Origin of the sequence: Enterococcus sp. 6D12_DIV0197 (assembly GCF_002174385.1) — a bacterium.
Classification (GTDB): Bacteria; Bacillota; Bacilli; order Lactobacillales; family Enterococcaceae; genus Enterococcus_D; species Enterococcus_D casseliflavus.
On the sequence record NZ_NIBN01000001.1, the window covers coordinates 785,758 to 797,037 of the forward strand.

Genomic DNA, 11,280 nt, shown 5'->3' on the forward strand with positions numbered 1-11,280 from the left:
ATAATACTTAGCCTGCGTGTAACGATCAGGCTAAGTATTATTTTTGATTAAAAAACTTCGTGTTTACTAAATGATATGGAATGGGTATGATATCACTCAAAAAATTGCTTGCTATGAAACTCGTTTCATACCGTACAATCAATCAAGAGACCTTTTCAGAAAATTGTCGAAAGTGGAACAACTAATTTTCTATGGTAGACTTAGGTCACGAGCAAAACAATCAGATAGGAATGAAAGAAATGGCAACGATTCGCGATATAGCAAAAATTACTGGTTTTTCGATCACGACGGTCTCTCGTGTGATCAATGGCCATCCTTATGTTGATGAGCAAAAGCGAGCAGCGATTTTGGCGGTGATGGAAGAACTGGATTACAAACCGAATAAAATCGCCCAAAAGCTCAGCTCGGGGAAAACCTATAATATTGGAGTCATCGTACCGTTTGTCAATCACGCCTTCTTTGATGGAATTTTAAATGGCATCATGGAAGAAGCCTTTGCCCAAAAATACAAGGTGACGTTGCTGCCGACCAATTTTGATCGGAAGCTGGAGCTAGAATATCTAGAAGAATTCGCTGCAAAGGGATTTGACGGCTTGATCGTCATCACCCGCGCAAATCATATCGAGACATTTTATCCCTACATGGAAAAAGGACCGATTGTTTTTTGTGAAAATTCGACCGGTACTGCCGTTCCTTTCGTGGCGATCGACTTGGTCGGCTCTGTGACAGCCAGTATCAAGTATTTGAAAGAACAAGGTGTAAAACGCTTGGGACTGACGCTAGGGCGCAGCAAACGCCTCAGCTGCAATTCAGTCAACACGATCGCAAAAGCCAAGGAGCTGTTTCCTAATTTTTCTGAAGCAGATATTTATTGGGATTGTATCAAAGCACAAGACGGGATTTCCGCAGCTGCATTTTTTAAGGAACGAGGAATCGATGGGGTGATCACAAATGGGGACGAGATCGCAGCGATGATCTTAAATCAATACCCTCACGGAACAGCACCCGTCGTGATTGGGCAAGAAAACCTGCTCATCAGTCAAATGCTGCACTTTTCTTCCGTTGAGTTTCATCTGGATCAGTGCGGCAAAGAAGCCTTTCGCTTGTTTCAAGAAAGAAAACAAGAGCAGATCATTCTGCCTTACGAACTTATTATCCGTGAATAATCATTGTTATAAAAAGAACACACCTTTTTGTCGAGAGGTGTGTTTTTGCCTGCTTATTAAAGGGGAATTGTAGAGATAAAATAAAAAAATAAAGAAAAAATTTATTTTGAATGCTTGCTTTTCACAGAGTAAAGGGCTACCATTGGTCTGTGGCTTTTTCGCCACAAAAATAGGAAACGTATCAGACAAGAGTACTTGGGGAAGATTCTCTTGGGGGAAGCCTGATACGTTTCCTTTTGTTCATTCTAACACTATTTATATATAAAGTAGAGAGATATTGAGTAGATAAATAAAAATACTACTGTAATTGATGAATAGGAAAAAGGCAATCTCACAGACGAGTATCTCTGGAGCGATTTCCTACAACATGCTGGATGGCAAATTGCTCCATCATGTTTTGATTAATTACAAAGCATCAACTAACTAATTGTGTTGCACCCACTAGAAAATTACATAATTTCGCAACACCTGTTTCAGCTGTTTCTTTGATTAGAACAGTCGCAGTATTTTCGTAAACATGAATCACACTAACTTCTTGTAAACCGGTAAAGCCAATAACATTTGCCTGATAGTTTTGACCAGGGAACACTTGGTATTTTTCCATGTTTTTATCTCCTTCATTAATCTTATTTCAAAAGAATAATAATTAAAATTTAAGAAAAAGTAAAGTGAAACGATTTTTCATTCAAAAACTCGTCCTTTCGGCTGTTTATTCGAGTGGAAATCAACCTTTTCTGTAATTTTTCATTTGGTTTTTCAATAAATATACGATGGCTAGTTGAATATTATTCAATGGATCGTACCAATTTAGCGAGCGATCGACTACAAAGTTGAGGGAAAGAAAGCCAGAAATCCCCAGCTATATTGTTTGTTTTGTCCCGTCTTCACGCTTATAATAAAGGTAGGAAGAATGATCGGCGTCACCACTTCCTAATTCAATTGAAAAGGGCGTGCAAGTTATGGAAAACGTATACCGAAATAACTTTGTCAAAAGAACGGTTCAACTGATGTTTGCACCAAAAAAAATCAGAAAACGTCCACCCGAACAATGGATCAAAATGCCTACCGACCGAGGTATTCGGAGAAAGGACGCGTGATCCAGCATCTCGTAGCTATGCGTGAAATAGTGTTTGAAGAAAGTAGAAAACAAAGGCAAACCTGTTTGTAGGTTTGCCTTTTTTATTTTACCAAGTAGTGATGGCGTTCATTATTTTTCCAAAATGATATCCAATAGGAAATAACATTCATCGTCAGAAATCGTGATCATAAACTGTTTTTCAATTTCTGTTAGTGCCGTTTTGATTGATCTTAATGTAGCTTCATCATGTTCGTTTGTATCGGGATAAGCCAATTCATTCCCTTTTAGTAACAAACGTTCAATCAAATAAGCCGTATGGACCAATGTGTTTAAGATGATCGAATTGGAAAAAGTCATGCCAAAAGCTGTTTCTAATTGGACGACCAAAGACTTTAAAGTGTCTTTTAGTTTAAAACCCGAAAGCAAGTAGAGGTATTTGTCTACGGATTCGATCCCCATGTCAATGACGATATCACGTGTGTAAAGCTCTGACGTAGCAGTTTGCTCTTTTTTTAATACACCACCAGCAAGTTTGATTAGCTTGTGCAGACCATTATTTAAGATGATTTCTTGCAAGGAGATGAAAGGGATAAAGGCAATTTTAGGATCTAATGTACCGACCGTTGCGAGAATTTCGTAATCGTTATGTTTATCAATGAATTCGGTGACGGATCGTGCATCATTGCCACTGATCGGTTTGATATCCACGTCGTAAATACCGAAATTCTGAAAGCTGCTCTTTAGATTTGTTTCTAAAAATTTGGCAGTTCCTTCACCAGTACGGCAAACAGTATAAATGACTTTTCGCTTTTTGATACCAAAGTATTGATTGATTTTTTGCTGAATACCGTGGCTTCTTTTTTTCTCCAAATCAGCCAGTGACATTGCGGTCAAAGCCAGTTCCATTGAAAGCAATTCTTTGTTTTTTGCGGCTTCAAGCAGTAACAGAGTATCGATTCGTTCAAGAATAAATAAGTTCTTACCGGTTTCTTCTTTGATTTGTCCTTCAATCCCAGTCATGGAGCCCATATCGACAAACAATAAACAGTTTTCATAGTCTAGTTCCACAATCAATTGCTTGATTTTATCATAGACTTCTTTTGGGGCAGCCTGAAGTGGCATATCAATCGGTACTATAATCTCTTTACCTAAAAGCTGATTGATCGTATGGCTTAATTCAGTCGCCACTCGGTCACCATGTGCACAAACGAGTATACCAAAATCGCTAGTTTGTTTTTCGTTGTTTTTTATCGATGTAATTATTTCCGATAGAACAAGAATGTCATCTTCAGAGAAGAAGAGTGAATATTGGTTTTCTAGCTTTCGTATGATCCTTCTCAGTGCATTCGTCACTTTTTTATCAGCGATTTTTTTGCTCAGATCCAAAGTCGGTGCTTTTCCTTCTGCAGAGCGACTGTACATGTACAAAGCAAAGGCAGTACTGATAGTGTCACTTATGATAATGTCACATTCTTCATACAAAATATCGGAAACGATCAACATGATATTTTTTATGTCTTCATTCAAAAGGAAAGTGAACTGTTCGTTCATCAGCCGTTGCTTAGCGATTTTTTGACTGTAATCATTAAATGCTTTGGTGATTGAGTAGCCGTCTTTCTTTTCTTGGAAAAATTCCAGAAAATCATAGTCACCTTCAATAGGTTCATGCAAGAAAGATTCACTCCCGAAAATAAAAGCTTCTCGGTCGATCAATGTGTTGATGATCTTTTTTTCTTTTTGAGTGGTCGAAATAAAAGCAGACATGACTGAAGGTGGGAAGAACTCTTGGGTAATCAAGACTTTTTCAGCCTGTGTCTTTTTCTTTTCTAAAAGCCCTCGGGCTACGGACAGCTGGATATCGCTTTTCAGTTGTCCGATGTTTCCAATTGGCGTGTAGGTCAATAAGGAGGCAACGGCTTTTCCATCAACAGTGATCTGAGCGTTGATTTTTTTACTTTCACGGTCATAGAGATGAAAAATAAGTTCCAGGCGTTCTGAAAGATCACGATTGTTCAAACTAGGCATCTGAATGGAAACTGGAATACGTCGTTTAAAGGTATCCAACAAAACAGAATTAGGTGGTTCAGTAGTGGCAATGATCAAGAGTGCAGAAGCATACGATTTATCTTGCGTTTCTCCTAGTTTATAGTAACTGCCTTTATCAATATATTGGAATAGCATCTCTTGACCTTCAGGAGGCAATCGATGGACTTCATCAAGGAATAATACACCGTTATCTGCAATCTCAATCAAGCCTTTTTTATCTGCTTCAGCCCCAGTATAAGCGCCTTTCTTACTTCCAAATAGCTGTCCCAGTAGCAGTTGCGGGTTGGTGGAATAATCCGCACAGTTTAAGGTGACAAACTGTGCTTCTTGAGAAAACACCCCTTCTTTTTTACCATGCTCGTACATTTTTTCAGCCAGTAGGCTTTTTCCAGTTCCTGATTCACCCAAGATCATCGTATGTAATCCTCTCGGAGGATAATTGATTGCGGCTTCGGCTAATTGAATAACGGGTGCTAAGCTTTTATGGGCACCAATCAGTGTCTCGAATGGTCGGTCTGATGATTTACTTTTTGACAAAGCGACGATCTCCTCAATGCTAGAAATCGTTTGCAATGGAATATATGGCAAAGAAAAGAGCTTCTCAAGGCTACGCTTGCAGAGAAAACGAGTAGGTTTTCCTGTGATTTTGATCAGTTTGTCTTCTTTTACTAATGCATTTAGATCAGCCGAGACATTGTTTCGCATCAGTCCTAATTGCTTTGCCACAAACATTGCGGTGATTCCAACATCAGGTTGTTTTACTAAATCTGATCGCGTCAAATCGGCGGTTACTTCTAAACAAAAAGCATATATTTTATCTATTCGTTTCATCAATCGTTCACCTCATGTCTAACTATACCGATAATCTTCGTAAAAGCAATACTCCTTCCTAAAGGGATGTGTCTCTCATGCATTGTTGGATCGTCTCATGTGTATTGAAGCGTATCGCAGCGAAACATTTTTATAAAAGTGAACAATTATGTGTATTGGATGTGTCTTATTATCTGTGGGAAAGCCTATTATTTCAGTAAATAAAAAAGTTGGCACGCAAATTGCATAAAGAAAAGTGAAAGGAGCGAGGATATGGAAAACAAAATAGGCGTCTTATTAGCAAGCCATGGGAAATTTGCTCAAGAGGCATTGAACAGCTTGAAAATGATTTTGGGAACGGTAGAAAATATCGAAGCAGTAGCTTTAGAACCAGGTACTGATCTTTCTGGATTTGTCGAGGTGATGGAGGCAAAGATCGAGAAATTAAATACCGAGGACGGTTTGCTGATTTTAAGTGATATTTATGGCGGCACTCCTAGTAATGCTGCAGCAATTATTTTATTAAATCATCAACAGGAAAACTTTATCGCCTATTCTGGATTGAATTTAGCGGTTTTATTGGAGATCGCTAATAATCGTAATCTGTCATTTGTGAAGTTCGAAGATAGTATCCAGCAAGTGCTGCCGTTGATTTTTAAGAAAATCGAAGTGGCACCACTAGAAGCAACAGCAAAAGAAGAGGAGGAATTATAGAGTGGCTATTGAACTAGTTAGAATCGATGATCGGTTGATCCATGGACAGGTAGTGACGACTTGGGTCAAACAGAAAAAAATTGAGCAAATTTTGATTGTTAATGATGATATTGTAAATGATCCTGTTCAAAAATCAGTTTTTGACATGATGGCACCGCAGGATGTTTTAGTGAAAACATTTGGTGTAGATAAGTTTATCGAGGTCTACCACAAGACGACGATCAAACGTAGAACGTTGATTCTGCTGACCAATTCGATTGATGCACTCAGTCTTTGTACAGGAGAAGTTGCCTTTGAGACGTTGAATGTTGGTGGGATGAAAAACAAACCGGGCAGAAAGCAATATACCAAAGCTGTTTCTTTATCCGAAGATGAATTGAAAGCCCTTCAACTTATACAAGAAAAAGGAGTCGCTGTAGAAATTCAGATGATTCCTTCGGATAAGATCATCACCTTAAAAGAGATTGAAAGGAGTGAAAAATAATTATGTTGATACAGTGTTTAATGTTGGCGATTTGGGCAGGGATTTGTACGGTTGATGAAAGAACCTTATGGACAGGTACCCCGAAAGCAATCCTAGCAGGATCTGTTGCGGGTCTGATTATGGGGGATGTAACGACAGGGTTAGTGATCAGTGGAACGTTGCAGATGATGTGGCTTGCTAATGCGGCGATTGGGGCTTATGTACCACCGAATGAAGCGACAGGTGCAATTATTGGGGTGGCAATTGCAAGTATGACTGGAGGAGGCTTGGCTACGGGTTTAGCAGTTGCTGTTCCTACGGCATTGTTGTGTCAGCAAATTATTATGTTGACGAATACAGTCAATATTTTCTTCCTCCATCAAGCGGATAAAGCCGTTGAAACGGGTGATTTTGACAAAGTAGCACGCTATAACTATTTGGGGATTCCATTGAGTTTTGTTGCGGGAGCGGTACCGGTCTTTTTGGCATCATACTTTGGTGGACCAGCGGTGGAATCTGTTCTTGATTTCATACCGGAGCAAGTGTTTGACGGCTTGACTGTCGCAGCGGGGATTATTCCTGTTGTGGGGATGGGAATGCTACTTATGATGATGATGGGGAAAAACATGTGGATCTTTTTGCTATTGGGCTTTGTTTTATCCGCTTATTTAGGGTTAGGGACCATTGCCATCTCATTGATTGGGATTAGTTTAGCAGCGTTGTACGACTTGATAATCAATAAAAATGAAAAAGAAGCAGTCAGTGTAGAAACAAGTGAGGGGGACTATGATCTATGACGAACAAAGTACAACAAGATGATGTGATCAAATCAGAACTAAGAAAATCATTTTTCCGATCAAATTTGTTGATGGCGACAAGCAACTTCGAGCGGATGCAGGCATTAGGTGCATATTATTCGATCGTTCCAACGTTGAAACGGCTATACGGGGATAAGCCTAAAGAAGAACGTGTGGCAGCGATTCGTCGGCATCTGGAATTTTTCAACACTAACCCATATGTTTATGGTCCTATTTTAGGGATTACAATGGCGATGGAAGAACAGACACCGAAAACCCAAAAGGAGTCAGTTATTGCGGTTAGAACGGGACTGATGGGCCCGTTTGCCGGGTTAGGGGATAGTTTGTTAGCAATGACTGTTGTTCCGATTTATATGAGTATTGCATCAGGGTTAGCGATTGAAGGTAATCCAATTGGTCCGATCTTATTCTTTGTTTTATTCTCTTTAACTATTTGGCCCATCAAATACAAAGGATTGATGCTTGGTTATGAAAAAGGCTCGGCTCTTTTAACGGGGAAAGACGGCAACAACATTTTGAGACGTCTTTCAACAATGGGGAATGTCGTAGGTATGATGGTCGTGGGCTCGTTGATCGTCACAACTGTTCGAATCAACACTGCAATTGAATACACAGTGGGAGAATCAACGATCAATGTTCAAGAAATGCTTGATGGCATCATGCCAAACTTGTTTCCATTCCTGTTGACTATCGGAATTTACTATCTTCTAAAGAGAAAGAGTGCAAAAAATGCCGTTCGCATTATTATTGCTATCATGGTTGCTGGGGTAGCACTTTCTCTGCTAGGAATTTTGGCATAATCAACAACGGCTGCTAGTGAATGTCAGCAGTAAGAGAGGGAAGGTTCTATGGAAACAATGCGTGTCAACGGCAAAGAAAATAACTGGTCGGTGGATCTTGAACAGCCGATTAAAATTGATTGGTCAGCACTTGATATCGACGTACTAAACGCAGAACTGATCATCTATCACGAAAATAAACAGATATATCGATCAGCCGTAGGTAGTGATGAAGTATTTCGATACTTAAAGTTGTCCATATGTGGTAAAGAGCGGAAAAAATTTGTTGCTCAGCTTTTGGATTTGTCAGAAGAGACCGCTGAGTCAATAGTAAGAGCGGCGACAGTGTTTTATTCAGCTAATGGAAGATTAGAAACGGCTTCTTGGATCACACGCTTAGATGATCCGATTGAAAAAGAACAGACCTTTTATCGTCCACGAGGCAATATCTGTTTTGAAAGAGAACTGATGATCAAGAATAAACAGGCAGATACCTTTTTGGATATCGCAGGGCTTGGGTATTATGACGTCTATATTAATAACAAGAAAATCAACGATTATTTTTTAAATTCTGATGTAACCAATTATTCGGCTTGTGTATATTACGACACGTATAAAATCAACGATTTTTTGCATCAGGGTCAAAATCTGATTCAAGTGTTTTTAGGAAATGGCTGGTATACAGCAGCCCCATTGAAACTTTTAGGGAAATACAATATGCGCCATCGTCTAGCAGTCGGCAAACCGATGATGATTTGCCAAGTAAGTCAATATCAAAATGGAACGATTACTGAGTGCTTATGCTCTGATAGCAGTTGGCAAGCATCGGCGACAAATCTCGTGTTTGATAATCTTTATATTGGGGAAATAAGAGATTTTAGCGGTCGCTTCATGGCTGCACACGAATGCCGAAAAGTTGACTTGACGACAGTTGAAATACCTGGTCCCGGTGGAATACTTACTCCTAGTTTTATTGAAAAAATCAAACGAGAATCTGGACTTTCACCCAAGTCGATCATTAAACAGGACAATCATTACTTGATCGATTTCGGTCGGATCATTTCGGGTCAAATCAGATTGGCTGTTACGGCAGATAACCAGCAGATTTGTATCGAATATGCCGAAAAAATAACCGAAGCGAATGAATTGGACTATTCTACAACGACAACCAGTACGTATGGGGTAGATGATCCTGAGATGCAGATTGCTGCGGAAGATCCTGTGATTCAAAAGGATCAATTTACGACAGGTGTGGGTGTGACTATTTTCGAAAATCAGTTTACGTATCATTCTTTTCGTTATGTTTCCATCTATGAAAAAAGAGGTGCTTCTTTCGAGATCGAGAAAATCGAAGCATTTCCGACTTATACAGAAATGAGTCAAATCACAACATTCGATTCTTCAGATGAATCATTGAATCAGCTTTTTGAGGCACATGTTCAGACGAAAAAAAACAATATCCATTCCTATTATGAAGATTGCGCGCGGGAACGTTTAGGTTATGGTGGGGATATCGCAGCCTTGTTGGAATCACAGCTTACGTTATTTGATTCCGAAAATCTGCTGAAAAAAGTATTGGCTGATTTTCTCTACGACCAGACGATAATCGGGGGAATCACGCAAACAGCACCTTATATGGGGATTCAGACCTATGGACCAAGTGATAAAGCTGGGTCTTTGGGATGGCAGTTGGTCCTACCAGAAATAGCGATCAAATTGATCAAATATTATGGGACTCACTTCTTAACAACGCCTATTCGAGATGGGTTGAAAAAGCACTTGAATTATTTGCTAAGCTTTAGTTATGACTATATCAAGCAATGCTGCCTTGGCGATTGGGGTGCTTTAGAGACAAAGATAATTAACGGAAAAGAAACACCACCTGATCGAGAATTTTGTTCTGCTGCAATGTACTTGATCTTATTGAAGAAGTATCGATTATTGTCGCCTAAATTAGCCTTATCAACGGAACAAAATGAACAGCTGAATGAAAGAATCGCTCAATCGGAGGCGCAGATCAATGAGGAGTTCAAAAATCCTGATGGTACTTTTCAAAGTGGAAGCCACTCGTCGTCCATCTTTGCATTAAAAGCTGGTTTAGTAAAAGATGAAGTTGTTTTTATCGAACGTTTGGCGGCTCAGATTCAAGCAGCGGATTCGCTTATTACTTGCGGTATTTTTGGCATGGCATGGTCATATGAAATCTTTTCAGATCAGCCACAGTTGATTTATCGTTGGTTAACTAGAAAAAAACACCCGAGCTTTTTCAATATGATTCAGCAAAACAGGGGGATATTGAGCGAATATTTTGAAGCGATGCCGGGTTCTTCGCTGAACCATGCAATGTTCTCATCCTATGGCAGCTGGTTTGTCACAAATCTACTAGGTCTGAAGGTAACAGAGGACAGTGAAGGTACTGACTGCTTGTTCTTCTCCCCTTATGTGCCAGAGGATTTACATTTTGTTAAGGGAAGCTATCGATCCATACATGGAATGATCACCACTTCTTGGCAAAATTCCGAGACGATTGTCACTTGTCAGCTTAAAGTACCTAAAGCCATAAAAGTGATATTTGGCGCACAAGTTCAAGTTCATCAAAAAGATAGTTGTGAGCAGGGAGATCAATACGTTTTGACGATTGCTCCAAGCTAATTCAGAACGATGAAACGGAATAAAGTAAAAACGATCAGAGAATGGTTCTGATCGTTTTTATTTTTCACATGAAGAATAGGAGGAATACCAGAAAGAGGGGAAGAAAAATTTAGGTAGTCTTTTTCATACTTGAATTCTGTTAAAATACATATATAGGTTCAAACAAAAAAATAATCTTATATTTTTTAAAGAAGGTGAAAGCATGGACTACCAAGAAATCGCGCGTCATTTTCAGACAACATCGTTTGATCCCCAACCGTTTGTGCAAACGGCGATCGATGATCGAAAGGTAAGGGAGAAGCTAGTGGAGAATGTCGTTGATGGTCAAAATCATATCAATGAGTATTTTAATAGTTATTTGATCATTAAAGAAGTAGCCATTAGAAATCCTGAGTTGATTTATGATGAGTGGGAACGGATTTGGGCATTGCATACCCACAAAAATTCCTATCATCGGTGGATCGCCCACGATTTGATCACGCAACTTCTGATGATCGATCATGAAGACAAGTTTGAAGCAATCAAGCGAGAATATGTACTGCTGCCAAAAGAAGAAAAAATCAGTAATTACAAGAAGATGTCTGAAAATATCCAAAAGGCTATGAAGCTCAAAGACCTCAGCAAAGAAATTTCACTGTTATGGAAAATTAAGTACATGTGATGAATGAACGGATAATCAGGTTGGTGGTATTGCTTTCTATTAGCTAAATCATAGAAAAAACAGGCTATCTTTTTGTGATTCAAAAAAGAGCAG

At 39.3% G+C, this 11,280-nt stretch carries 9 protein-coding genes; 7 read left to right on the forward strand and 2 right to left on the reverse strand.

Going from position 1 to position 11,280, the window contains the following annotated elements; translation table 11 throughout:
• Positions 1-239 precede the first annotated feature (239 nt).
• Positions 240-1,166 carry a LacI family DNA-binding transcriptional regulator gene (locus A5867_RS03785; protein ID WP_170927490.1) on the forward strand — a complete coding sequence of 309 codons (927 nt, stop codon included), beginning with the start codon at positions 240-242 and terminating at the stop codon, positions 1,164-1,166.
• 415 nt (positions 1,167-1,581) lie between these two features.
• On the opposite strand, the gene A5867_RS03790 is transcribed toward A5867_RS03785, so the two are convergent.
• Complete coding sequence (locus A5867_RS03790; RefSeq protein WP_005227564.1) at positions 1,582-1,770, reverse strand: hypothetical protein; 189 nt, start codon at positions 1,768-1,770, stop codon at positions 1,582-1,584.
• Positions 1,771-2,373: 603 nt separating this feature from the next.
• Entirely contained in the window at positions 2,374-5,121 is a 2,748-nt protein-coding gene (locus A5867_RS03795; RefSeq protein ID WP_087626899.1) for a sigma 54-interacting transcriptional regulator, read from the reverse strand.
• A 252-nt stretch (positions 5,122-5,373) separates the two neighbouring features.
• On the opposite strand from A5867_RS03795, the gene A5867_RS03800 reads away from it, so the two are divergent.
• The 6 genes from A5867_RS03800 (at position 5,374) to A5867_RS03825 (ending at position 11,187) form a co-directional block, all read left to right on the forward strand.
• On the forward strand, positions 5,374-5,814 hold the full coding sequence (locus tag A5867_RS03800) for a PTS sugar transporter subunit IIA (protein WP_087626900.1): 441 nt from the start codon (positions 5,374-5,376) through the stop codon (positions 5,812-5,814).
• A gap of 1 nt (position 5,815) precedes the next feature.
• Positions 5,816-6,298, forward strand: coding sequence for a PTS sugar transporter subunit IIB (locus A5867_RS03805; RefSeq protein WP_087626901.1), 483 nt, complete (start codon positions 5,816-5,818; stop codon positions 6,296-6,298).
• Positions 6,299-6,300: 2 nt separating this feature from the next.
• A complete protein-coding gene (locus A5867_RS03810) occupies positions 6,301-7,074 on the forward strand; it encodes a PTS sugar transporter subunit IIC (RefSeq protein WP_087626902.1) in 774 nt (257 codons plus the stop codon).
• Positions 7,071-7,895, forward strand: a complete 825-nt coding sequence (locus tag A5867_RS03815) for a PTS system mannose/fructose/sorbose family transporter subunit IID (protein ID WP_087626903.1) — start codon at positions 7,071-7,073, stop codon at positions 7,893-7,895. Before A5867_RS03810 ends, A5867_RS03815 begins: the two co-directional genes overlap by 4 nt.
• A gap of 48 nt (positions 7,896-7,943) precedes the next feature.
• Positions 7,944-10,526, forward strand: a complete 2,583-nt coding sequence (locus A5867_RS03820; RefSeq protein ID WP_087626904.1) for a family 78 glycoside hydrolase catalytic domain — start codon at positions 7,944-7,946, stop codon at positions 10,524-10,526.
• A 202-nt stretch (positions 10,527-10,728) separates the two neighbouring features.
• Entirely contained in the window at positions 10,729-11,187 is a 459-nt protein-coding gene (locus tag A5867_RS03825; RefSeq protein WP_087626905.1) for a hypothetical protein, read from the forward strand.
• Positions 11,188-11,280 lie beyond the last annotated feature (93 nt).

What these genes read in the sequence shown, in the direction of transcription:
- A5867_RS03800 (WP_087626900.1), top strand. Translation starts at nt 5,374, where the DNA reads ATGGAAAACAAAATAGGCGTCTTATTAGCAAGCCATGGGAAATTTGCT.
- A5867_RS03795 (WP_087626899.1), bottom strand. Translation starts at nt 5,121, where the DNA reads ATGAAACGAATAGATAAAATATATGCTTTTTGTTTAGAAGTAACCGCC.
- A5867_RS03790 (WP_005227564.1), bottom strand. Translation starts at nt 1,770, where the DNA reads ATGGAAAAATACCAAGTGTTCCCTGGTCAAAACTATCAGGCAAATGTT.
- A5867_RS03810 (WP_087626902.1), top strand. Translation starts at nt 6,301, where the DNA reads ATGTTGATACAGTGTTTAATGTTGGCGATTTGGGCAGGGATTTGTACG.
- A5867_RS03820 (WP_087626904.1), top strand. Translation starts at nt 7,944, where the DNA reads ATGGAAACAATGCGTGTCAACGGCAAAGAAAATAACTGGTCGGTGGAT.
- A5867_RS03785 (WP_170927490.1), top strand. Translation starts at nt 240, where the DNA reads ATGGCAACGATTCGCGATATAGCAAAAATTACTGGTTTTTCGATCACG.
- A5867_RS03815 (WP_087626903.1), top strand. Translation starts at nt 7,071, where the DNA reads ATGACGAACAAAGTACAACAAGATGATGTGATCAAATCAGAACTAAGA.
- A5867_RS03825 (WP_087626905.1), top strand. Translation starts at nt 10,729, where the DNA reads ATGGACTACCAAGAAATCGCGCGTCATTTTCAGACAACATCGTTTGAT.